The organism is Bremerella cremea, from assembly GCF_003335505.1.
Classification (GTDB): Bacteria; Planctomycetota; Planctomycetia; order Pirellulales; family Pirellulaceae; genus Bremerella; species Bremerella cremea_A.
This window is the reverse complement of sequence record NZ_QPEX01000045.1, coordinates 291,366-315,156: the sequence shown is the minus strand read 5'-3', so window position 1 is coordinate 315,156 and position 23,791 is coordinate 291,366. Positions and strand designations below refer to the sequence as shown.

14 protein-coding genes and 1 tRNA gene are annotated in these 23,791 nt (G+C 52.4%); 11 read left to right on the top strand and 4 right to left on the bottom strand.

The window, feature by feature from the left end; all coding sequences use genetic code 11:
• Nucleotides 1-90 precede the first annotated feature (90 nt).
• The 7 genes from DTL42_RS22080 to DTL42_RS22050 all read left to right on the top strand — a co-directional run bounded on the left by DTL42_RS22080 (nt 91) and on the right by DTL42_RS22050 (nt 12,962).
• Nucleotides 91-3,984, top strand: a complete 3,894-nt coding sequence (locus DTL42_RS22080) for a hypothetical protein (protein WP_114372266.1) — start codon at nt 91-93, stop codon at nt 3,982-3,984.
• Between the two features lie 136 nt (nt 3,985-4,120).
• Nucleotides 4,121-5,731, top strand: coding sequence for an L-aspartate oxidase (gene nadB, locus DTL42_RS22075; RefSeq protein ID WP_114372264.1), 1,611 nt, complete (start codon nt 4,121-4,123; stop codon nt 5,729-5,731).
• Between the two features lie 169 nt (nt 5,732-5,900).
• Nucleotides 5,901-6,683, top strand: coding sequence for an ABC transporter ATP-binding protein (locus DTL42_RS22070; RefSeq protein ID WP_114372262.1), 783 nt, complete (start codon nt 5,901-5,903; stop codon nt 6,681-6,683).
• A gap of 76 nt (nt 6,684-6,759) precedes the next feature.
• Nucleotides 6,760-9,729 (top strand): Gldg family protein, encoded by a 2,970-nt coding sequence (locus DTL42_RS22065; protein ID WP_158545513.1) that lies wholly within the window; start codon nt 6,760-6,762, stop codon nt 9,727-9,729.
• A gap of 69 nt (nt 9,730-9,798) precedes the next feature.
• On the top strand, nt 9,799-11,559 hold the full coding sequence (locus tag DTL42_RS22060) for a DUF4340 domain-containing protein (RefSeq protein ID WP_114372258.1): 1,761 nt from the start codon (nt 9,799-9,801) through the stop codon (nt 11,557-11,559).
• 105 nt (nt 11,560-11,664) lie between these two features.
• On the top strand, nt 11,665-12,672 hold the full coding sequence (gene ahr / locus DTL42_RS22055) for an NADPH-dependent aldehyde reductase Ahr (protein ID WP_114372256.1): 1,008 nt from the start codon (nt 11,665-11,667) through the stop codon (nt 12,670-12,672).
• A 216-nt stretch (nt 12,673-12,888) separates the two neighbouring features.
• Nucleotides 12,889-12,962: transfer RNA gene (locus tag DTL42_RS22050), tRNA-Arg, on the top strand.
• A gap of 379 nt (nt 12,963-13,341) precedes the next feature.
• Here the strand turns inward: DTL42_RS22050 and DTL42_RS22045 are convergent.
• The 3 genes from DTL42_RS22045 to DTL42_RS22035 form a co-directional block, all read right to left on the bottom strand.
• Nucleotides 13,342-14,151, bottom strand: coding sequence for a hypothetical protein (locus DTL42_RS22045; protein WP_114372254.1), 810 nt, complete (start codon nt 14,149-14,151; stop codon nt 13,342-13,344).
• Nucleotides 14,152-14,397: 246 nt separating this feature from the next.
• Nucleotides 14,398-15,093 carry a hypothetical protein gene (locus DTL42_RS22040; RefSeq protein WP_114372252.1) on the bottom strand — a complete coding sequence of 232 codons (696 nt, stop codon included), beginning with the start codon at nt 15,091-15,093 and terminating at the stop codon, nt 14,398-14,400.
• A 3-nt stretch (nt 15,094-15,096) separates the two neighbouring features.
• Nucleotides 15,097-18,321, bottom strand: coding sequence for an HsdM family class I SAM-dependent methyltransferase (locus DTL42_RS22035; protein WP_114372249.1), 3,225 nt, complete (start codon nt 18,319-18,321; stop codon nt 15,097-15,099).
• Nucleotides 18,322-18,953: 632 nt separating this feature from the next.
• On the opposite strand from DTL42_RS22035, the gene DTL42_RS27255 reads away from it, so the two are divergent.
• The 3 genes from DTL42_RS27255 to DTL42_RS22020 all read left to right on the top strand — a co-directional run bounded on the left by DTL42_RS27255 (nt 18,954) and on the right by DTL42_RS22020 (nt 21,536).
• Nucleotides 18,954-19,175 (top strand): helix-turn-helix transcriptional regulator, encoded by a 222-nt coding sequence (locus DTL42_RS27255; protein WP_114372247.1) that lies wholly within the window; start codon nt 18,954-18,956, stop codon nt 19,173-19,175.
• A 564-nt stretch (nt 19,176-19,739) separates the two neighbouring features.
• Nucleotides 19,740-19,982, top strand: coding sequence for a helix-turn-helix domain-containing protein (locus DTL42_RS27250; RefSeq protein ID WP_114372245.1), 243 nt, complete (start codon nt 19,740-19,742; stop codon nt 19,980-19,982).
• Nucleotides 19,983-19,985: 3 nt separating this feature from the next.
• Nucleotides 19,986-21,536, top strand: coding sequence for a tyrosine-type recombinase/integrase (locus tag DTL42_RS22020; RefSeq protein ID WP_114372243.1), 1,551 nt, complete (start codon nt 19,986-19,988; stop codon nt 21,534-21,536).
• Nucleotides 21,537-21,585: 49 nt separating this feature from the next.
• On the opposite strand, the gene DTL42_RS22015 is transcribed toward DTL42_RS22020, so the two are convergent.
• A complete protein-coding gene (locus DTL42_RS22015) occupies nt 21,586-22,482 on the bottom strand; it encodes a hypothetical protein (RefSeq protein ID WP_147274402.1) in 897 nt (298 codons plus the stop codon).
• Between the two features lie 310 nt (nt 22,483-22,792).
• On the opposite strand from DTL42_RS22015, the gene larE reads away from it, so the two are divergent.
• Nucleotides 22,793-23,740 carry an ATP-dependent sacrificial sulfur transferase LarE gene (gene larE / locus DTL42_RS22010; protein ID WP_234824313.1) on the top strand — a complete coding sequence of 316 codons (948 nt, stop codon included), beginning with the start codon at nt 22,793-22,795 and terminating at the stop codon, nt 23,738-23,740.
• Nucleotides 23,741-23,791: the final 51 nt, after the last annotated feature.

The window sequence follows — 23,791 nt, the reverse complement described above, 5'->3', positions numbered from 1 at the left end:
CTCTTATAATAGGTAGGTTCCTACTTTTCCTCATTGTGCGCGCATTGTTACTCAATGCGGCGCTCCCGTGGCAATCGCCGAGAAGCATTCATGTCCACTGACGCTCCAAGCACCCTGAAACCGGCTGAATCGCGTCCTACACCATCGGGCGGGCAAGACTTCATTCGCCGGAAGATCAACAGTACCCGGCGTAGTGTGAAGCTGGCCGAACTAGCCGCTGGCTTGTTACTCTTTGCTGCTGGATCGCTGCTCTTTTTGCTGACGCTGGCTCTGATCGACCATTGGGTGATTGGCCTGGGATTTTGGGCTCGGCTGGCCGCTTTTCTGGTTTATGTCGGGGCGGCAGTCGCTTTCTTGTGGATCTATGTCGTCCCCCTGCTCTTTCATTCGATCAATCCGCTCTATGCTGCCAGGATCATCGAGCAAGGACAGCCTACCCTTAAAAACAGCCTGCTTAACTTTTTGTTTCTCAGCCAAAATCAGCAAGGGACGCGTAAAGCGGTTCTCGATGCGGTAGAAACTCAGGCGGCCTCCGATGTTTCGTCGCTCAAGTTAGAACATCTGGTCGACTACACCAAAGCCATTCGAATCGGCTATGTCTTGGCGGCGCTGGCGATTTTGTTTGGGCTGTATAAAGTTCTCTCACCGAAAGACCCTCTGCAAACGGTTGCTCGGGTGTTGCTCCCGTGGCAAGAGATCGCTCGCCCATCGCGCGTGAAGATTGAAGATGTTAAGCCTGGCTCGACTTCCATTTACCAAGGCGAAAGCCTGGAGATCACCGCCAAGATTTACGATTTCGCTTCGTCCGACAAATTGAACGTCGTCTATTCGACCAAAGATGGCCAATTGGTTGATCAGACGATGCCCCTGGAAGTGGGCGACGATGGTTTTTCATTTCGGACGCTCTTGAAAACCTCGGAGTCGGGCATCCAGCAAGACCTGACCTATCGCATCGAAGCAGGCGACGCGGTCACACGTGATTACGACGTGATCACGCTTGAAGCTCCCTCCATCGACATTGCCTCGCTACGCTACGACTTCCCCGCTTACACCCGTGAGCCCGGACGTGAGCAAGAAGGGGATGGCCATATTCGGGCGATCGAAGGGACGATGGTTACGCTACGGGCGGTTGCCAACCGTCCGATTCAAAAGGCATATATCGAGTTCGATCCAATCGAAGGTGGCCCTGTCGTCACGCTCAATACCATTCCCATGAAAGTCGATACCGAGGCACCGAATAAGGCCTGGGTTCGCTTTCCTTTGGAGCTTAACCAAGCGGGAACCACAGGCAAGTTTCGTTCGTACCAGGTCCGCTTTCGCACGGAAGATGGTGTGATGAACCCGCACCCGGTGCTCTATCACATTGATGTGCAGCGAGATTTGCCACCGGAGGTCGAGTGGATTGAGCCCAGGGCTTTCGAAGTGGAAGTCCCTGCAAACCAATCGCTACGTACCAAGCTGAGAGCGATCGACCCGGATTTCGGTATTCGCCAAATTCGCGTGGTCGCCAAGCAAAACGGTAAATCGCTGTTCAATGAAGCCATTCTCAGCGAACCGAAAACGGGACAGGCGATGGAAGCTTGGGACTTCGTGCCGACTAAGCATGGTTTGGCGGAAGGGGATGTCGTTAAGCTGGTTGGTGTCACTGAAGATACGCGGACTGACTTTGACGGTAAATTGAAGCCCAACACGGCTGAAACTCGCCCGCTTACCGTGCGGATTGTCGCTCCGGTTAAGGGAGCCGGGCAAGACAATTCGCAGCCCGGTCAAGCGAATGAAAACAACGCTGAAGGAGGAAACAACGCCGAAGGAGAAAAGAACTCCGACCAGCAAGCTGACAACTCCGGCAGTCAAGGCAAGCAAGATCAAGCTGGCGACAAGGGAGAAATGTCGGAGGAAGATCCAAAATCGGAAGGAGGCGAAGATGCTAAGGGAGAGGATGGTTCGCAGAGCAATTCCGGTCAGGATGGCGTGAAAGGCAAGAACGACCAGCCGCAGGAAGGCGAAAACGATTCGCAAAGCCAAGAGGAATCGGGCAAAGGAAGTACCGGTTCTGCCAAGCCTCAAGACGGTGAGCAGCAGCAAGACCAACAGCAACAACCTGGCGAAGGTGCCGATTCTCAGGAAGGCAACCAAGAGGGTGAACCGCAAGATGGTCAGTCGCAAATGGGTGAAGGTGGGTCTTCCGGTTCCGAGCAACAAGAGGATGGCCAAGAATCGCAGTCCAAAGGCTCTGGCGGCCAAGGAGGCAAGGGATCGACTTCTTCAGACGATCAGAACCGCGCACAAAATCAATCGGATCAAGCAGGAAGCCCCAGTGGCAAGGGGAACGGTAAGCCAGGCGATCCGAACAAGTCGGGAGAACTCCAAAAAGGAGATGCTTCGACTCAGCCTAACGAAAACTCCACCGTCGAGCGGAAGCCAGATCCCATCGCTTCCGATGGTTCGCAAGATGGTGATGCCTTCGAGCAATTGCAGGAGTATCTGAAAGAGAAACAGCAGCAACAAAACGCTGGTGGCCAAAAGCCTGGGGCTGAGCCACAAGCGAACCCTGAGCAAACCAACCAGGACGGCGATTCCCCGCAGAACGCTTCCCAAACTAACGGTGGCGAACCTAACGGCGAACAGAGACCATCCGATCAGGCCAAGCAAGACAACGCCGGCAAAGGCTCCGAGAACCAAAACATGGGCCAGCCCGATCAAAAGAACCAGGGCTCGGGCAAGAGCGAAAGCGAAGATGGCTCGAATGGACAGCAAGATGGGATGAAGCCGGATGGAACGGGCGTCGACAATGGAACCAAGCCAGAGAAATCGGCGGATGGCCAGAACGCAACTGATCAGGAAAAGCAAGACGGTCAGCCCGGCACCAAAGATAATAACGAAGGAGAAGCGGCCGAGCGAAACACGCAGAATAACGAAGAGGGGTCCGGCAAGAACAAGGGTGGTGCGGTCAACAAAGATACCGACACTAAGCTGTCGAACGAATCGGAACGCCCCGGCGACAAAGGGGTTGGAGACAACGGCGACTCTGGGGCTGGTAACGAAGGAAACGAAGGAGACAAGGGAAGTCCCGAATCGAGCGCCGACCGAAGCAACAAGCAGCGTAAGAACGATACCCATTCCGAAGACGGCAAAAAGGGTGAGCAAGGCGAGACTGCAAAATCTCCTTCCAACAGCAACAAGCAATCGCAAAGCAAGGGGGATCAACAAGGAGATGAAAGTGGTGGCGGCGGCCCTGGTGGTGGACAGCCTGCCAAGCAAGCCGGAAACGACAGTGCCGGCAGCACGAGTGCTGGGGACGAAGGAGCGGGTGTCGCCAATCAGCAAGGCATGGGAGAAACCGGCCAGGAAGGTGGCGACGGCCCCCAAGCCGAGCAGCAAACCGGCTCCAGCGGAAAAGAGCAAGGGCAAGGATCGCAGACTTCGCAAGCACCTGGAGGAGAGAAGCCTGGCGAAAATGGCGCTTCCTCGAAAGAAGGCCCGCAAGATTCCCAACAACAAAAATCGGATCCGAAGCAAAATGGAAGCGGTCCTGGCAATTCGGCCATCCCGCAAGGTGGCGGCTTGGAAGCGGGCAATTCAACACCAAACTACGACGGCCCAATCGTCGAACCAGGCGAAGATGCCGCAAACTTGGAATACGCCAAGAAGGCAACCGACATGGTGCTCGATAAGCTGAAGCATCAAGAAGGGAGCCCCGATCAAGAGATGCTCGACAAATTGGGCTGGACCAAAGACGATTTCCAGCGATTCATGCAGCGTTGGCAAAAGATGAAACAGGCCGCCAACTCTTCCGATACCGGTGCCAAACGCAAACTAAACGAAGCATTGCAGAGCTTGGGACTTTCTCGTGGGGCAGACACAACCCGCCGCGTTCAGTCTCGCGAGGCCACCGCTGGTGGTTCCGGAGATACGCAGCGCACGATGCCTCCACCTGCGTTTCTCGAGCAATATCGGGCCTACCTCAAGGGGGCTTCTCAATAGAGCCTCGGTTAATGAAAATAACGAATTCCCCAGAGTTTCAACTAACCGGGCATACTGTGCAGGGAACCGAACCCCACCCCACTGGCAACGTGGGTGGTGCTTTCTCTGCCATGCACGATGCAACCATGTAAGGCGCATGGCACCTCACGTCCCTCGATACCTCGTCCCTTTTCATCCGAAAAGTGTTTCCCATTACTTCACCGATGTGCTGATCATTGGCGGGGGCATCGCCGGTTTACGGGCCGCCTTGGAAATCGATCCGGATCTCTCGGCGTTGATTCTTTCCAAAGAGCAGATCCAAGAATCGAATAGCAACTACGCTCAAGGTGGCATTGCCGGTGTGTTGGATGAAGAAGATCGCTTCGAGGATCACGTCGCCGATACGATTACTGCCGGGGGTAGTTTGTGCGACAAAGAAGTGGTCGATCTGGTGGTGCAGGAAGGCCCAGAGTGTATTCGAGAGCTTATCCAATGGGGCACCGAGTTCGATCGGATTGATGGTCGTCTGGCCCTGACGCGGGAAGGTGGCCATGGTCGAGATCGAATTGTCCATGCACTAGGTGATGCGACCGGCAAAGAAGTGATTCGCTCAGTCGTCGAAATGGTCCGTTCGCTTCCCAACATTCAAATCTGGCAAAACGAATTCACCCAAGACCTAATCACCCACGACGGGGTCTGCCGTGGTGCGCTCGCTTCGGATGAGAAGCATGGTCGCACCCTGATTTGGGCCAAGCAAACGATTTTGGCTTCGGGCGGCGTGGGGCAAATATATCGCGAATCAACCAACCCCGGCGTAGCCACTGGCGACGGAATTGCCATGGCCTTGCGAGCCGGAGCAGAAACCCGCGATATGGAATTCATGCAATTCCATCCGACGGTTCTTTATATCGCTGGAAGCAGCCGTAGCCTGATTACCGAGGCGGTGCGAGGTGAAGGAGGCTACTTGGTCGATCGTAACGGTCGTCGTTTTATGACCGACTACGATCCACGTGGCGAACTGGCCCCGCGCGATATCGTCTCGCAGGCGATCGTTTCGCAAATGGAATTAACGCGGCATCCGAATGTTTATCTGACGATGGAACATCTCGATGCTGAATTCGTCAAACGCCGATTTCCAGGCATCGACGCCAGTTGCCGAAAATTTGGGATCGACATTACCACCGATCGAATCCCGGTTCGCCCTGGGGCACATTACATGATTGGGGGAATAACCGTCGATACAGATGGGCGGACCTCGATCCCCAACTTGTGGGCCGCAGGAGAAGTGACCAGCAGCGGTTTGCATGGGGCCAACCGTTTGGCCTCGAACAGTTTGCTGGAAGGGCTCGTATACGGTAAAAGGACCGGTCGCAACGCGTCAGAAGGTGCGCTCGCGATGCCGGACCGCTTCGAAGCGATCAATCTGCAGCATCCTGTCGCCGTCGAGAGCGAACCGCTCGATTTAGAGGACATTCGCAACTCGCTAAAAAGCCTCATGTGGCGGAACGTTGGTGTTCGGCGTGAAGCGCATGGGTTGGAAGACGCGATTGAAACAATCGAAGCTTGGTGCCGGTATGTCCTGCCGCAGCAGTTCGACCACCCCCGTGGTTGGGAATTGCAAAACATGCTGGTCGTGGCCCGAGTCATGGCCCAGGCAGCCTTTCTACGGCAGGAATCTCGCGGGGTTCATTTGCGGATGGATTTTCCTCAGATGGACAACCAGCAGTGGAATCGCCATCTCCCGCTGCGATTGTCCAATATGGTGTAACAAAGTCGCCTGATACTGCCGTCGGTTTAGGCAAGTCTTAATCAGACCGGAGTTTATGTCTTCCGGCGCTTGCGTTACACTACTTGTTTTGACTTTGCATAATAAGGTCGGACTCTCATTGGGAGTCCCCTGCCCTATTCTTTTCGGATAGCCCAGAAGAAGAACTGATATGGTTGATCAAAACGCCGATCTGCCGATGATCGAAGCGGACCGCCTTTCCAAGTTCTATGGAATCTTCGCTGCCTCGCGCGATGTCAACTTTAAGGTGCATCGTGGAGAAGTAGTGGCTTTTCTCGGTCCTAATGGTGCCGGTAAGAGCACGACCATGAAACTGTTGACCGGCTACCTGGCGCCTAGCGAAGGGGTTGCTCGGATTGCTGGCTACAACATGGCCACTCAGCGCCTGCAAGGCTCGGCCCTCTTGGGATACTTGCCTGAGAATGGCCCGCTTTATCCCGATGCTACTCCGCATAGCTTGTTGTGGTTCATCGGTGAAGCCCGTGGCATGTCCCCTGAGCGTCGCAAAGAGCGAATCGAGGCCGTGGTCGATTTGTGTAACCTGCATACGGTGCTGCACAAGCCGATCGCCAAGCTTTCTAAAGGGTACAAGCAGCGTGTCGGCATGGCTCAGGCCATTTTGCACGAGCCAGAAGTGCTGATCTTGGACGAACCGACTTCCGGGCTCGATCCCAACCAAATCCGCGGCGTGCGTGATATGATTCGCCGGCTGGGACAGGAGAAGACAATTCTTTTGTCGACACACATTTTCCAAGAGGTCGACGCCCTGGCAACCCGCGCTATTGTGATCAATGAAGGTCGCTTGATTTACGATGGCAGTATCGACGCCATGAAACAGTCTGGCGAAACGTTGGATGATGCCTTCTACCGCATGACCAAAGGGGTGAACGCTTTGACGACCCCGGATGGTGAAGAGCCAGCCCCAGCGAATTAGCCTCCCCTGCCCTGTTTGGACGATCGAATCCCCGACTCCTCAAGAAGCCATACGGTCAACATTCATGTATACCTCGATGCCTCCCGAATTTTATTTCAAACTTCTCACACTCGTTTTGTTTGATCTGCTGTTCGCTTTGGCATTTTTCGTGCTGCTGATTCCGCTATCGATGGTCAAAAAGGCGTCGTACGCGGTGATGAAGCGAAACTTTAAGGCGTACTTCAGCAACCCGACCGGGTACGTCTTTCTGGCGATCTTCGTGTTGCTGACCTCGATGGCCGCGTTTTGGCCGCACGAGTTCTTCAATGCTAATTTGGCCAACCTGAATGAACTCAACGGGCAGATCACGCTCATCATGCTGATCTTCATCCCAACCATCACGATGGGCTTGTGGGCGGATGAAAAACGATTGGGGACCGACGAACTGCTGCTGACCCTACCGGCGACGGACTTCGATATCGTGATCGGCAAGTATCTGGCCGCTGTGTCGGTCTTTAGCGTCTCGTTGATTTTCTCGCAGGTTTGTAACTTTATCGTGCTCGATAGCCTTTCTCTTGGCTCGATGGATGTGGGGCTGTTTCTCACGACCTACATCGGCTACTGGTTCATCGGGCTCACGATGATCTCGTTGGGGATGGTCGCTTCGTTCATGACCAACAACCTAACGCTGGGCTTTGTGCTAGGAATCCTGGTCAACGCTCCGTTTGTGCTGCTGCAATACTCCGATGCGTTCGTCACGCAAAACGATTGGGTTGGCTTCCTCAGCGAAGCAAGCATGGGTAAACAGTTTGCCGACTTTGGCCGTGGGGTGGTTTCGATCAGCTCGCTGGTTTACTTCCTGATGATGACGGTGGTGGGCATTTATTTATCGATGGTGCTCATTGGCCGCCGGCATTGGTTGGGGGGCAAAGATGGCGAATCGCTGCTGCTGCACTTTTTCATCCGAGCGGCCTGTTTGCTCGTGATTGCCTTTGCCGGAACGTTGGCCTTTGTGATTCATGACGTCCGCTGGGACTATACCGAAAACGGCACGAGCAGCTTGCTACCACAAACCAAAGAACTAGTCCGTAACCTTTCGACCGAACAGCCGATCCGGATCGAGGCGTTTGTCAGTGGTAAGGTTCCTAAGTCACACGCTCAGACAAAGCTCGATGTGATCAACTACCTGAATGAATTTCGGGCTTTGAATGGATCGAATATCAACGTCGTCATTCATGACGGGTTGGAGCCCTTTAGCGAAACGGCCGATATCGCTCGCGAGACCTACGGCATCGAACCACGTGTTTTACCTTCAGAAGAACGAGGAGCGTTGGCGCAGGAAGAGGTCATCCTCGGAGCCGTCGTGCAAAGCGGTTTAGAGAAAGTGGTTATCCCCTTCTTCGACGCCGGCGTGCCGGTAGAATACGAACTGGTACGTTCGATTGGTACGGTGTCGGAAAAGAAACGCAAGCGACTTGGCGTGCTGGCCACCGATGCCCAGCTTTTCGGTGGCATACAGCAGTCGCCACTCGGAGGCTTCCAAAACATTCCGCCGCAACTGATTATCTCCGAATTGGAAAAACAGTTCGACGTGAGCGAGATCGATCCCAATGTGCCGATCGATCCGGCGTCGTTTGACGTGTTGTTGGCAGTGCAGCCTTCGAGTCTGAACCCGACGGGGATGCAGAATTTGGTAGCTGCCGTTAAAGCAGGCATTCCTACGGCAATCTTCGACGATCCGGCGCCCACGTTAATGGGAGTTGCCACGCCGATTGGCCAGGAAAAGCGAAGTCCTTTCCCTGGCCGTCAACCGGCGGAACCGAAGGGAGACATTCGCCAACTGTGGGATCTGCTACACATTCAGATGCCTGGCAAGCAGTTGCCGACCGATCTTTATTATCAACCGTACATCGTTTGGCAAGATTACAACCCAGAAGTCCGCCTCAGCAAGCTGGGCGTGATTACCAAGGAATACGTTTTCGCCGATCCCTTTGTGCCAGGTGCCCCTGATTACACGGCCTTGAATAATCAAGTCGACGTGACCGCAGGTTTACGTGAAATGTTGTTTCTCTTCCCAGGGGCAATTCAGAAGCAGCCAGGGTTCCCCAAAACGATGACCTTTACGCCGCTCGTTTCGACCGGAACCAAGATCGGTACGGTTTCTTTCCAAGATCTGATGACCTATGCCCAAGATAAGCGTCGCCTGGACGCAAAACGCCAGATCGCCGTGGGGCCAACCGGCGGCTTGCCTGATCCGTTTGTCTTGGCCGCGTTGATCCAGGGCACACCCCCTTCCCTGGCTGCTAACGCTGCCGCAGTGGAAAATTCTGGCGAAGATGCCACGGACGAACAAGCAAGCGAGAGTGAAAAAAAGAGAGCGGATGCCAAGTCAGAGCTACCCCAAATTCATGTTGCCATGGTCGCGGACATCGATTTGCTGCATAGCGCATTCGTGCAGATGCGAGCTGTAAGTGGCGATCCTTCGGAAATGCAGTTGGATAATACCGTCTTCTTGCTGAACTTGCTTGATAAGTTGGCGGGAGAAGACGAGTACATCCCCATCCGCAGCCGTAGTGAACCGATTGCCCGTTTGGCATTGATGGAGGCATTGACCGAAAAAGCCAGAGCAGAAGGAGACGAAGCTCTGCGAGATGCCTCGCTGCGTGCCCAGCAGCAGCAAGACGAGTTGCAAAAAGAGCTACAACAACCGCTCGACGAGTTGAACAAACGCATCCGTGACTTGAACGCTCGGGCTACCCAAGGAGGTGAAATTCGAGCGGAAGAAGTCAAGGAAGTTCAAAACCTGCAATCGGAACTTGCGCAGCGTCAGGCCGACGTCGAGAACAAGCAGAAAGCGGCCGTCGCCAAAATCGAAGCCAATCTCCAACGTGAGCAGGAACGAATCTCGCGCGAGCTAAACCGTAAAGTTCTGGCCTACCAGAACGAAGTGAAAACATTGGCCGTCGCCTTGCCGCCGATTCCGCCGATTGTGATCGGAATTGTCGTGTTCGTGCTGCGTCGACTCAAGGAACGGGAAGGCTTGTCGAAAGACCGCATTATCAAGTAAGCCTGCTTCCCGATTACGTACGATTCCTCTCGATACAATCCATTGCACTTATTCGCCGAGCGAATTGCTATGAGTGAAAAAGCCAAAACCGCCATCTTTGTCATCATCGCCGCCATTGTTGGTGGTTGGGCCTACGCGTCACGCCCGGTCGCGATCAACGAGGCTCCGGAAGAAGAAGTCAACAAGCCTCTTTTTCCTGAATTCAACGATCCGCTCCTGGCTCAATCGATGGTGATCACCCGCTTCGATCCCGAGCGGGCCACGATCCGAAAATTCGAAGTTGCCAATACAAAAAATGGTTGGCAAATCGTCACCAAGGGAGGCTATCCCGCCAACGCGACCGAGCACATGACTAAGGCCGCCGTTAGCCTGGTCGACCTGAAAGTCCTGCGCGTGATCGAGGCTTCGCCGAGTCAGCAGCCCGATTATGGGGTGGTCGAACCAAATGCCAAATCGCTAACCGCTGCCGACGAAGGCGTGGGGCAGATGATCGCGATTAAAGACTCGGCAGATAAGATTCTGGTTAACTTGATTGTTGGCTATGCTGATAAAGAGAACCCTGCGCTACGCTACGTGCGTGTGCCGGGGCGTAATCGGGTTTACCTGGTTAAGCTCAATCCAACCGTCTTCTCGACGGAGTTCTCGGACTGGATCGACAAAGACTTACTAGAGGTCAATCCATTTGATGTCTTCGCCCTGCACTTCCGCAATTACTCGTTGCAGCTAACGCAGCAAGGTGGTGTCAGCTTTGTTCCGCAAATGGATGCGCAAGTCGCTTTCAACGAAGCGGCGAACTCCTGGGATCTGGTAGAGTTCGAGACGCCACCCGCAAATGATCCCGCTAAACTACAGCCTGCCGAACTTCCCGCCGGCACCGTGTTGAATAACGAGCGATTGAATGAGATTCGAGACGCACTTAAGAATGTGGCAATTGTCGACGTCGTGCCGAAGCCGGTTCATTTGGCCGATACCCTGAAGAAGGATTTCAAGATCCAGGATCTGCAACAGGAAGATTGGGGAACGCTGGTCGCCACTGGCTTCTTGCCGTACACCTTGCCCGGGGAAGATCAGGCCAGCATCTGTGGTGTGAACGGCGAAGTGATCTTTCAGACGAAAGATGCCGTTCGCTACCGCTTGCTGTTTGGCAACAAGCGTCTCGGTGGCGAAAACAAGGATCAGCGTCAGCAGTATCTGTTTGTTCAAGCCGAGTTCGCCCAAGAAATGGTGCCCATGCCTGAGCTTCAAGAAGTGCCAGAGATCAAGGAAGGCGAAGGGCAAGATGTGGAAGCCCAAGCCAAGGTTCGTAAGCAAATCAAAGACGCCAATGGCCGCGTCTTGGATATTTATCATCAACGTTTAGCGGACGCAAAGCTCAAGATTCTTGACCTGAATGATAAGTTTGCCGATTGGTATTATGTTGTCTCTGAAGAAGACATCGCCAAGATCCAGCTTAAGCGGGATCAACTGTCGGCTGCACCCAAGCAACCCGGTGCCCAAACAGGTGTTGGTCCGTTGAAGCCCGAAGTGATGTCTCCACGAGCGTTCTCGCAGCCCAATGTGCCGGCGGCTGAACCGGCGGATTCATCGAAGCCTGCTGCAAAACCAGAGGCCGAAAAGCCGATGACTGAAGAGCAGGAAGAGAAGCCGGCCGCGCCGATGTCAGAAGAAGCGGCGGAAACTCCAAGCGATGAAGATCAAGCGAAGGACCCTGCTTCCGAAGACGAAGCAGCGAAGTCTGAGGAGTCTGAGGAGTCTGAGGAGTCTGAGGAGTCTGAGGAGTCTGAGGAGTCTGAGGAGTCTGAGGAGTCTACCGAGAAACCGAAAGACTAGCTGCGTCTGATTGCCCTGCAGATAAATTCCGTGCGATAATTACCGCAGTACCTCTATCGGATAGGAGGTCTGCGTTTTTTGATCGCATTGAGAGGAGTTGATAGGATGGGCTTTCTCGCTTACGCTGCCACCGATATTGGCAAACCGCTTGAATCGTTTGAGTACGACCCTGGTCAGCTTGGCCTGGATGAAGTCGAGATCGATGTCGACTACTGCGGTTTATGTCACAGCGACTTGAGCATGGTCGACAACGACTGGGGCATGTCTCGCTACCCCTTAGTGCCTGGCCATGAAGTGGTGGGCCGAGTCGCGGCCCTAGGAGAGCAGGTCAAGCATCTTAAGCTTGGCCAGAAGGTTGGCCTCGGTTGGAGAGCCCGCTCGTGCATGGTGTGCGACCAATGCATGACCGGCAATCATCATCGCTGCCCCCAGGGTGTCGATACGATCGTCGGTCGGAATGGCGGCTTTGCCAATAAAGTTCGCTGCCAGGGTGCCTGGGCGATTCCGATTCCTGAGACGGTCGATTTTGCGAAAGCTGGCCCGCTGTTCTGCGGCGGTTTAACCGTGTTCAATCCATTGATCCTCAGCCATTTAAGTCCAATGGGGCATGTCGCCGTGGTGGGAATCGGCGGACTGGGGCATATGGCATTGAAGTTTGCCAAAGCGTGGGGCTGCGAAGTGACAGCCTTCTCGACTTCGCCGGACAAGGAAGCGGAAGCGAAATCGATGGGGGCTCACCATTTCCTCAATTCACGCGACGAAGAGGCTCTAGCATCAGCGGCTGGCAAGTTTGACATGGTGCTGGTGACCGTGAATGTAATGCTAGATTGGGACGCTTACGTGAACTTGTTGAAGCCTGGCGGTCGGCTTCATATTGTCGGTGCGATTTCCAAATTCGAGGCAACTTGGTTCCCCGTTATCGGCGGCGAACGAACGATCGGCGGCTCTCCCATTGGCAGCCCTGCCCTGGCCAACCAAATGCTCGATTTCAGCGGTCGCCACGAGATTGCCCCCAAGGTTGAGGAGTTCCCCATGTCCAAGATCAACGACGCCTTAGAGCACCTGAAAAGCGGTAAAGCCCGTTATCGCATCGTGTTGAAAAACGATTTCTAAAATCGCCTTCCTCCCGCAAGCATCTGTTACGGTAAAAATTCCATAATTTTCCCCAGCTAAGCGATCCTTCCAGCCGGGAACGTGTCGCTTAGCAGGGGTTCTTTGGTTACTCTAGCGGTGGAGTCGTGCAAAAATCCCCAACACCACTCCCCAATTCCCTTGGCGACCAGCCAGCTTCGGCTAGAATCAAGGAAACTGGTCCCCCCACAAGCTTTTGCGCCCATAGCTCAGTTGGATAGAGCAGCGGTCTTCTAAACCGCAGGTCGCAGGTTCGAATCCTGCTGGGCGTGCTGACTTACGTCAATTCGATTCCGCTGCATGTCCAAGGACATGTCCAGCGGAGTTGAATTTGCCTTCTGAACTAGTCGAACTGGTCGCTGCATGGCCAAAGCTAACGGCAGCCACCCGAAAAGCAATTCTAGCCGTCTTCGACGCAGCCAACTCGCTCGGTGAGTAAAGTTGTTTCTAGCGATTTGACTCATCGACACATCTACACCCCCTCTTGACAAAACACCGGAACATGCTCTCTGCCATGCTGGGTGGGTCAAATGGCTTCGTGTTTGTCAAGGCCAATTTTCAATTATCAAACGAGCCCCATGCACAGACAAAAGCTCGCTGCGAGCATAAGCAAATCTTGCGAGACACATTCTGTCGGCTCAAGCTTTACTTTCAATAGTCCAGCGGCTCTTGGTAAGTCTTGCTGTAGAAGTAGTCATTGTGAAACGTGATGAGAATATAGCCACCCCGTCTGCTTCGCCAAATGTACGTCTGAATTCGCGTATCCCCAACCGTGATGTCTTGGCGTAGTTCGTCATCGTAACCAAGAAGAACCTCTACTTCCAAATGGAACATGCCCCGCTTTATCTTCTCGTAATTATCTTTCGTTACGGTCGGAGGTTCCTCGGTAATTTCTTCTGGCATTCTGCCAACAGGTGACTGTTCCGCGTTGGTTCTCGGTGGATCGGGAAGCATTCCATGCTCGATCATTGCTTGTACGTTCAATACAGCTTCGATCTCCGAGAAGCCCTCTTGCATTAGCGTCTTCTTGGCAGCTTCTCTCCTCGCTTCCAAAGAATAACCCGGCTGTCCCGGTTGCCGGTTGATCCGTTTCAGCCACTCCTTGAGTTCGCGTTCTACTCTCGCAACTCTACGCTCTAATTTACCAACTTCCGAATCAGTAGCCCCCTCGGCTATCAACCGGTTGTATTCCTCAGTAATGGCCACCGCTTCGCGACGAGTATCCGCTAACACTTGGGCGTCGAGCTTCGTAAACCGCAATGTGTTTTCATCTATCTCACTTGCCTTCTCTTCGCCGAATTGCTCGGGGAGTTCGATTTCGTTTGACGAACTTGGCATAAAGAGCCAGATAAAGAACCAGATCACCAAACCCAACATGACGGTCACGCAACCGCATCCCGAATTTGCATTCTCGCTGTTAGCGTTATCCTCTGAATTTCTATTGGTGCTCTCGCTTGCCATGTCATTTCCCCAAAAAAAGAGGAGCGTCGAAACCAAGGCCACTCCCGAAACGCCCGCCAAGGCGCAGAGAAGAACAGCACCTGGCCCGACGCTCCCTTCCGGGAGCGCGGGTCCAAGTTCGCTGTTTCTTCTCTGAAAGGGCTTTCAGCCCAGTTTGGCGGTTCTTCGGGAAACAGTAACTAGACGCTCACGCGTCAGATCAAGTTGTCTATGCGTAATTTACTTAATCACTTGCCTTCCTAGCTCCTAATTCCAACTTCGCCCCACTAGATCCACCCATAAATGCCTAAGCGAAAACGGGCTAGGTGGGGTTGGACGATCAAATTGATGATCTAACTGATTAACGGAATTTGCCTGCAAGCCTCCGGCACTAGAAGGTACAAGCAGAGGCAATCGGTTTTCCTCTACGCTGCGGTTTACTTCTAGTAAAACGGAATCAAGATCTGTGTTCTGCACGTAACCAACCATCGCCCCAGACGCCCCTCCTTGCCCGTAGCCGTGTTCTCGCGATGAATAACGCACTATTCCATTTGCCAGATAGTTGACGTTCAGCACCCAGTCTGACCGTCCCGATTCGCCTAATCGCTTGCATTCCACAACGTATTGCTTGGCACTAGCCTGAACATTAGTTTCGTAATGGTCAATGTAGCCAAACTGAAAGTCAGGCCGCTTACCTTCTCGTGCTGCTCGCTCTACGTCATCCACCTGTGGCTGGTTGTTCGCCTCGTACATAGGATAAGTCGTAAATCGCATGCCTCGCTGGCTCATTTCTCGGATCGCCTCAAGGATGTAGAAATAGAGTTTGCGATTGAGACGATCTTCATTCTGCGGAAGCGTTTCTTCACGAGAAAGCTTATTAAGAGCCAGAGTAATCGCCTCTAGCACTCGTCGCTCGTGATTTTCCCAGTATCGAATATCAAGTAAGCTTGGCCGGCTCGGCATAACTTAGTTCATCTCCTGAAGCAACATCGCTTGCCTAATTGTGGCCTCAGCGTCTTCTCTGGCAGCACTAGCTGTCCATAGCCGGCGTTCATTTCGTTTAATAAGGAGAACTTCAGATTCTCCAACTGCTCGAACAATACCATCAACGTATACACGGCGAGAACCCATGGGCTGGGTTGAGTTCTCACTTAGCCATTCGAGAACGGCTGCCCAGTCCATACTCCACTGACTTTGGGTAATTTCAGACTGCGGACCAATTGCCTCTAGGAGCACTGCGATCATCGGTGACGGAGCAGGAGCTTGAATTACATGCCATGCAAACTCACCGGAATCGCCTAGCTCTTGATTCCAGTGCTCACACAGGGTTTTGACATACGGAAGAATGTCATTACGGTTCTTATCGGGAGAAAGATCAGCACATCGCCCCAGACAAAACGACTCAGGAATAATAAGGGGCTTGACTGCTTCACTGCTTGCGTTGCGGTAGAACAAGTTCAATCCCAGCGAACACATATCATTAATTAGATCGCGATGCATGTCGCTAAGGCTGTAGCACTCGAATACTAAGCTGTCTAACTCTTTCTCAAGAAATGCACGCTCACGCCAATGGATTGATTCTTCCTTTGGCCGCAAAGAAATGAGTTCATCGCCGTGGGCATAGGTTGAGCGTAAACGTTCAACTACTTCAATCAACCTGTTGCGTACTTCGTCATTCTTTGGAAATGAAATTGGCATGCGTTTTACGTCATCAAGGTGTATTTCGTGGTGCCACATTCCCCATGACCCCGATGTCATCCAATAGTAGTACCTTGCGACAGAAGACCAAAAAATAGCGAGGATTGAATACTGCTGCCATTTTTCTAGCTTGCCAGTCAAGACCCCATGAATCGAATTTGTGAAAGCAAATGATTCACGCTCAAGCCTGGACTCTATACGTCCATCACAACTTTTTGCCTGGACAATTCCCCGTTTCACAAGTAGCCGCCATCCACTATACACTTCACGGACGCCTCGGCGTTCTACATGCGATGGCACAGGGCAGAATTCATCTTTGGGAAGCGGTCCATATCGCTCGAACGACGCAAGAGGGAATTCGTCAAACTCTTTTAACCAGTCACTGTCGTGTTCTTGATTCGCTTTCTTAAATCCCTGACCGAAAGACTCGCTCCCCACGATGCTCTCTAAAGAGTCACATGACTCCAGCCCGCAGATTAAGGCATAGTCGTGATGGGACCCCCACCAGTAGACCTTCCAAACTCGATCATCGGCCAATGCCTGAAGCTGAGGAAGCAACTTTCGATCTGCAAGGCTTAGCACCACCGCCCGCATTTGCTTGGCTTGCAGGGTGGCTTTTGCAGACCAGTATTCAATTACATGGTCGACACCTGGAGCATCTTTTGTGAACACGACGCTTACAAATGGGGCAATACCACTATTAAAGTAAAGGTGTCTAACTGCCGAGAAGTTGACGACTCGATCAATTCGACCGTTTTTCAGCCATTGCTGGCGAAACGTCTTGCTATTGGGGTGATGCTTGAAGAAAACGCCTGTAGAAACAAGTAGAGCGGCCGCACCTCCCGGCCGAAGCAGATTCATCGCCCTATGTATGAATGCTTGCGACAACTCTTGGTCGCCAACTGCACATTCATTCTCATTACACCAGTCGATGGCAACTCGGGCAGCCTTGCGTCCCAACTGATCGTTTTTTTTGGGGTATCCCCAAGGCGGGTTGCCTACAATTACGTCGATTGTGCCAGCCTGAATGCGTTCCTTGGCTGCTGCACTATCTTGTTCGCCACCTACGGCGAATGCGTTTCCTTCAAAAAGAATATCGAAACGATTGGTATTTTTCGTACTGACTACCGGGTCGTGGGTAAGGTGCGGCAACCTCTTCTCTCGCCAAATGTCTGGCGGATCGAGATGATGAAGCAAAGCCAGATATAGACTGAACGCCGCAACGCGAATCGCCTCGCCATTAATGTCGATTCCCCTTAGCTGATCTCGAATGATTTTTCTCAGTTCAGGAAGACCAAGCCTCCGCTTCTGTTTTACTTGACGATATCGCACAACACGTCGAAAGGCTTCAACCAGAAAAATTCCCGAGCCACACGCCGGATCGAGAATTGTAGGGTTTTTCTTCAAGACGTCCGTTGTTAAGCAACTAGACAGAACGAACTCTACAAGTTCGATTGGCGTATAGTGCGTTCCATGATTGCGATCGACGCCTCTCTCTGTATTGTAAAATTCTTCATAGATGCTGCTGATCAACTCAATAGGGATAACTTCAAACTGGTAGGCGAAAAAGAAGAGCGGTCTTGTTGGGTCAGCGATTTCAGCCCTCAGAAAACGCTGAAGAACTTTCAAATGATCTTCGGTTACCGCTTCCTCTTCTTCTTCCGTAACCGGAAATAAGTCTCCATTGAAGTCTTCTGAGATCTGCCGGAAAAAGGCGTAAGTAAAGTCTTTGTCTGACAGCAGCTTTGTATACCGAATGTGTTGCATTGATGGCTCGATCGGAACCCCTTGGTTCGAGGCCAACAATTCCCGCCAGCGTTTTCGGCGACTTGCCACTGCTTCGAAGTCTGATTCGAGAAGTATCCGGCGATCTTCCAGATATCGAATGAAGATCGAGCGTCCAATTAACGAGTTGGCATGAACGGCATTCGGGCCATCTAGCCCAGCATCAAGTAAAGCATTGCGAACAAGTTTTAGATCACGGAGGAGAGACTTGTCTGCCCTTGCCTCACCTGGCGAGAAGTAACCTTGCCCCTCAATTGCAGTCCCTGACTCTAGTAGCTCACGACGATAAGCGGCGAGTTCCTCTTGAACCTTGGCAATTGAAACAACGCGACGAAGCAACCGTCCTTGGGCCTCAAGTTGTTCTGTCGTCCTAATCGGTGGGCGTGTTAGATCGAAAACGAGTAGCTCACCAGGGCATGCCAAGAACAGGCATTGTGGCCGAGACATGCACCAGATTCGGTTGACGACCGTCCGAATATCGTCTTGTGCAACGGCATTGGCCGTCGCAAACACCAATACAGGGTTATTCTGAACGAAGAAGATCTTTTCAACGCCTACCGAATGTGCGAGAGATAGCCACTCTCCTTTCTCGACCCAGTTTTCAGACGAGACCTCATCAAATGGAGTCGAAACAGCATTTAACAACTCGCCATTATTTAGGTCGAGTTGCTCATAGACGGAATCTAGGAATTCCTGAGGGGAAGCCATCGTTTGCTGTTGCCTGGATCAGAATCTACGCCTGGACTAACCGAATCCAATCAGTGTACATAAGTACACAGATGTCGCCAAGTTGCTATCGCTAGCACAAAAGAAAACTGTGCGTAATCATAGTGTAGTAATCGACTTACGATCAAGGTCGATCCAGTGCCAGCTGATGCCAAATAAATCTTGACGCCCCTACCGCCTTCGGTTTACGCTTTCAACGGTAGTCGATGACTGCTAAATGATGGCTTCTGCGATTTGCTTCGTGGCGTCCAATGAGCCGGCTGAGACCGTTGTCTCGCAGGAATGTCTTATTAACTGGACGCATCTCTTTTGCTTTCCGCATAGCGTCCACTTTTGGAGGCCATCTCAATGCTGGATTCAAAAAGACCAGAATACCACGTTTGGCGGCAAATGCGCCAGCGGTGCAACAACCCCAACAACAAAGACTTCAAACATTACGGTGAAAAAGGAGTTGTCGTTTGGTGGACTTGGGAACACTGGTTTCATGTCTTCATTTACGACATGGGACCAAGGCCAAGCCATGCACACTGGATCGACCGAATCAATCCAGAGGGAAACTACGAGCCGAGGAACTGCCGCTGGGCACTCCCTAGCGAGGGGCTGAAACGCAATCGATGAGCGAACGACTCCTGTTGTCCCAGACTGAACTCGCTCGCTTGCTTGAGTTGAGTAGTCGAACGATTTCACGCATGAACGCATCGCGAAAGATTCCACAACCAGTTCGCGTCGGCCGGTCCGTACGCTGGCGACGGGATGAAGTTGAGCAGTGGATAGCTGCGGGGTGCCCAGAGAGAAACGAATGGGAAGCTCGTCGCATCACTGTTAAGCACAACTAAGTCATGATGTCTAAGGGACACCGCTGACATTGCGTTCGTGGTGTCAACTAGACGCCATCGAAGAGCTGTCACTTCTCGACTTGGCAGTTTGGAGGCGACGGAAATAGCTTCCTGTGGGCTGGTTGCTCGACTCGACTAAATGAGTCGGGTTGAGCGTCAGCGTTCACGAGAAGCGAAGCCAGGGCGTTCAAACTCGACGTGTCAGTGTGTACCTGACCGTTCAGGCTACGCGACGGTACGTGCTCACTTAGTCGCCAACCTCGCAAGGTCGTTGCAACAGACTGAGTTACTGCCAGCGGGACAGCTTACAGTTCCTACCGTTCCCTATACCGGTAGTACAATTCCATTTCCTTCTACTTGAAATTGTACTAGACGTTTGAGAGTACAAAAATAGTAGTAGTATCCTAGTCCTTACGCATCAACACGTTACGACGAGCCGTAAAATAACGGTTCATTAACGATTATATCGATTGGCGAATTTCTCAAGCAGACGTGCTGTCACGTTGACACCACCATGCGTTCGATCAATCATGGCGTGGCTGTTATCTACACCCAGAGGGCAATATGACACCGAAGAGTCTTCATGAGTTTAGAGTTGTCAAGCAAGTAAAAGCTGCGTTAGAGCGTCGGCAATTAGGGCCACCTGAACGAAGCCTACGCGAACTCGAAAGAGAACTCGGCATAAGCCACGGAAACTTAAAGAGGTTTCTCGATGGCGATCGTGGCGTCAGCCTTGAAGCATTCGCTCGCATCTGCGAGATCCTTGAACTTGAACTCAAACCAAAGCAAGGCAACAAGAGGAAATAGCAAATGGCTTCCGTGTTCAAGAAATCATACACGCGCAAGAACCCGGAGACGGGAAAGAACGAGCTACGATACAATTCCAAGTGGTACATCAAGTACAAAGACGAGAACGGGGTTTGGCAGTGTGTACCAGGCTTCAAGGACAAGTCCGCAACCTATGAACTGGCGGCGAAGTTGGAGCGAGATGCTGAACTTGCTAGGCGTGGCGTTGTTGATCCCTTTGAAAAGTATCGTAAGACCCCCTTGGCCGAACACCTTCAAGAGTTCAAGCTCCAACTCCAAGACAAAGGCAATTCTGAAAAGCATGTCAACCTGATCTTTGATCGCGTAAAAGCGGTAGCGGACTCTTGCACCTTTACGTTTACTTCTGACATCTCGGCAAGCAAAGTCCAAAGCTACCTTGGTAAACTACGAAACAACGGACTCAGCATCGAGACGCGAAACCACTACCTTTCCGCATTCAAACAGTTTTGCCGCTGGCTTGTCAGTGACCGGCGAGTAAGTGAAAGCCCTGTTTCCCATCTGAGAAAAGAGAACTCCAAGACTGACCGACGGCATGATCGACGAGCCTTGTCCGATGATGAATTCCGACGGCTCATTGAAGCGGCAGAGACTGGTTCCGTCGTGGAAGCTGTCAGTGGCAAAGACAGAGCCATGATCTACGTCCTTGCAGCATGGACAGGCTACCGACGTGCTGAACTTGCTTCCCTTACGCTACGTTCGTTTGATTTAACGGGAGAGAACCCAAGCGTTCGGCTTCAAGCAATTGACAGTAAGAACCGCAAGGGAGGCGAAATTCCTTTGCACCCTGTTGTAGTCGAACGTCTGCAAACTTGGCTTTCAGGTCGCACCGTAGCTGATCGCAATGCCCTATTGTTTCCATTGCGAACCGAAAGCGGGAAGCACTTGCGAAGAACTTCCAAGATGATGAAGCGAGACCTTGAAGCAGCTCGCAAAGCGTGGCTCAAGGAAGCGGAGAAAGATAAGGAAGAGTATGACCGACGAGTAGCGTCCGATTTCCTAGCGTACTGCGACGAGGATGGCTTGTTTGCTGACTTCCATGCGAATCGTCATACCTTTATTTCTAACCTTGGGCGTGCTGGCGTTCCGTTAGCGACGGCTCAAAAACTGGCCCGACACTCTGACCCCAAGCTAACAGCTTCTGTCTACACTCACATCGACGTGAAGGAGCAAGCCGCTGCTGTGTGTGGGCTGCCGGCTCCTCCATTGTTTGCCGCAGCCACTCCGCAACCCACTGCTTATGGCTTGCATGACCAAGGGCATGTCCAAACTGCTCGCGAGACAAGTCCTGACATGGCCGCTGTTGGCGAAGTTGAAGACTCGACGCCGAGTGTGGGCGTTGCCGCCAAGCGTCCCCAGTTTTCTAGGGATGGCAAGACTAGACCGGTCATGTCATGCTATGACAATGCGAAGGGCGAGCAACGTAGCTCGTTCTCTTCTAAACCGCAGGTCGGAGGTTCGAGCCCTCCTGGGCGTGCTTCACATAAGCCGAGATTCTGTAAGGGTTTTCGGCTTTTCTTATTTCAGGTATCGTAGCCATTGGCTCAGCAGGTGTACCCAGGTACAACGTTTCCAGTTAGTTCGTCTAGGAATGGATCCGGCCCACTGCTTCTAAACTTGGTGATTTGAATAAGTCACCTGGAGTGACAAAGTCGGCGAATGCTGCAGTTGCCTTAGCCTCCAACGGTGCCGTGGCATAGGGCCCTACCTTAAAGAAACTGCGTGCAGGCGAAGTTAAGTTCGCAGCTAATTGAGCGGCCTCTACCTCCAGGTCTTCTTTTGAAATCTTGACCGAGGGAACCTTGGTTGCACCGACTGATTTCTCGAACTTCATCTCTGCCAAGCCCAGAAAGCCCGAGATCATGCTCTCTATCTGATCGGTTGAAACATCCAAGGCTTCCTTTTTAGATTTCGTTACCGCAGCGGTGAGCTTAGCTGGCTCTTTCAGAGCCTTACTAAGAATACTGTCAGGGTGAATCGTCGGGAGGTCTGATTCGGGTTGATCTGTAAGTATTCTTTCGCGTCGTCGAAAACGCGAGAATCGACGTCGCATTGTGCGACCAGCCTGTGACAAGACTTCGATCGAATATGGATCATCGTCACCTGGCTCTGCTTCGTCGTAACAACGGAACACAAACTCAGAGCAAATCATAGGCTCTCGCCCTTCCTCGAAGACGTCATTGATCCAATCGTTGACCTTACGGAAGGTGTACCACGCGATGCTTCCGAGGCGTGAGTCCTCTAAGTCAACTTTCCTAGTCATCAAGATCACCGCCAATAACAAGATCTCGACGTAGGCATATCGGTTACCATCTGCGAGGTAGCCGTCAGCGACTTCAAGCACCGACTTCAAATCGAGATCAGACTGAATCAATCGTCTTACTTCAACCCAGTCCGTTCCGGCGAACGAAGTTGAAACAGGGTTCCTATTGATCCCCGCGTTTCCAACCATTAATGCTTCGCCAACTTCTTCATTGCCCAAGTAGATGCCCGCGTGCGTTACGTCCGTTCCATCAAGGAATCGGATCAACTTGCCAATCACCGACTGGCTGCTGTAAAGCAAAACATCCCCGGCACGAAGATCACTCGCATCCATCACAACTTCCTCGGCTAAAATTCAGAATTGTACTCAATATTGAGTAGCTCTTTTGGGTGCCTTTTAGTATTGCGGTAGTAGGAAAACCTGTCAAATTCTTGCAGTAACTTGTAGGTTGCATTCACAAGATCTCAGATTACCAATGCCTTAAAATTAAATTTGTCACTAGGCTGACGTAATTGTTGGTTGTGTCTAAGTGTCTGACGCAAGCGTCGGTTTGCGACGGGCGTTGTTGTGGCTGTTGGGGGTGGCACTTAGAATTGACGGATTGTTGTTTGCTGGTCCGGGCTTGCCTATTTTCTTGTGCTTGGTATTCATGAACGCTCCCTCCCCTGCTTCGGCTGGCCAGCGGTTGTTGGATTGGTTTGCCAATTTAGAAACTTGTTTGGTCGCGTTTTCTGGTGGTGTCGACAGTAGCGTTGTCGCCAAGGCAGCGGCACTTGCACTGCGGGATGGCGCGTTCGCAGTCACGGCAAAGAGTCCTAGCGTAGCGCAGCGTGATTTAGCGATTGCTCGGGAGGTTGCCGCCGCGATTGGAATTCGGCATGAGGTGGTAGAGACGTCCGAACTAGCTCGGCCTGGCTATGTGGCGAATGCACCGGATCGCTGTTTTCATTGCAAGTCGGAATTGTACGATCACCTGACGGCTATTCGTGCTCGATATGCCACGGAAGTGATTGTGAATGGCGCGAATCTCGACGACCAAGGAGATCATCGGCCAGGCATGATTGCGGCAGCCAATGCCAATGTGCGTTCTCCCCTGATTGAATGCGATATCGATAAGCCAACTTTACGCGCGATTGCAAAACAATGGTCGCTGCCGGTGTGGGATCGCCCTGCTTCCCCTTGTTTGGCAAGTCGGATTGCTTACGGCGTGGAAGTAACGCCTCAGCGGCTGAAGATGATTGAACTGGCAGAAGCGTGGCTACGAGACCTAGGGCTACGCGATTTACGGGTACGTTATCACGAAGGTGATTTGGCCCGAATCGAAGTACCGCTGGAAGCAATTGCCGTTCTCACTGAAAACAACATTCGCCAGCGCGTGGAAACGGAGTTGCGGCAGATTGGCTTTAAATTTGTCACACTTGATCTGGGGGGCTTAAAGTCTGGCAGTTTGAATCAGCTTATTCAGGTTCAACTTTAGGCACGGTCAGTTATCCTTTCGTGCTCAATAGGTGACTTGCAGCGTAAGAGC

Coding starts and splice junctions, on each gene's coding strand:
- DTL42_RS22060 (WP_114372258.1), top strand. CDS start 9,799: ATGAGTGAAAAAGCCAAAACCGCCATCTTTGTCATCATCGCCGCCATT.
- DTL42_RS22040 (WP_114372252.1), bottom strand. CDS start 15,093: ATGCCGAGCCGGCCAAGCTTACTTGATATTCGATACTGGGAAAATCAC.
- DTL42_RS22035 (WP_114372249.1), bottom strand. CDS start 18,321: ATGGCTTCCCCTCAGGAATTCCTAGATTCCGTCTATGAGCAACTCGAC.
- nadB (WP_114372264.1), top strand. CDS start 4,121: ATGGCACCTCACGTCCCTCGATACCTCGTCCCTTTTCATCCGAAAAGT.
- DTL42_RS22080 (WP_114372266.1), top strand. CDS start 91: ATGTCCACTGACGCTCCAAGCACCCTGAAACCGGCTGAATCGCGTCCT.
- ahr (WP_114372256.1), top strand. CDS start 11,665: ATGGGCTTTCTCGCTTACGCTGCCACCGATATTGGCAAACCGCTTGAA.
- DTL42_RS22045 (WP_114372254.1), bottom strand. CDS start 14,151: ATGGCAAGCGAGAGCACCAATAGAAATTCAGAGGATAACGCTAACAGC.
- DTL42_RS27255 (WP_114372247.1), top strand. CDS start 18,954: ATGAGCGAACGACTCCTGTTGTCCCAGACTGAACTCGCTCGCTTGCTT.
- DTL42_RS22020 (WP_114372243.1), top strand. CDS start 19,986: ATGGCTTCCGTGTTCAAGAAATCATACACGCGCAAGAACCCGGAGACG.
- DTL42_RS22070 (WP_114372262.1), top strand. CDS start 5,901: ATGGTTGATCAAAACGCCGATCTGCCGATGATCGAAGCGGACCGCCTT.
- DTL42_RS27250 (WP_114372245.1), top strand. CDS start 19,740: ATGACACCGAAGAGTCTTCATGAGTTTAGAGTTGTCAAGCAAGTAAAA.
- DTL42_RS22065 (WP_158545513.1), top strand. CDS start 6,760: ATGCCTCCCGAATTTTATTTCAAACTTCTCACACTCGTTTTGTTTGAT.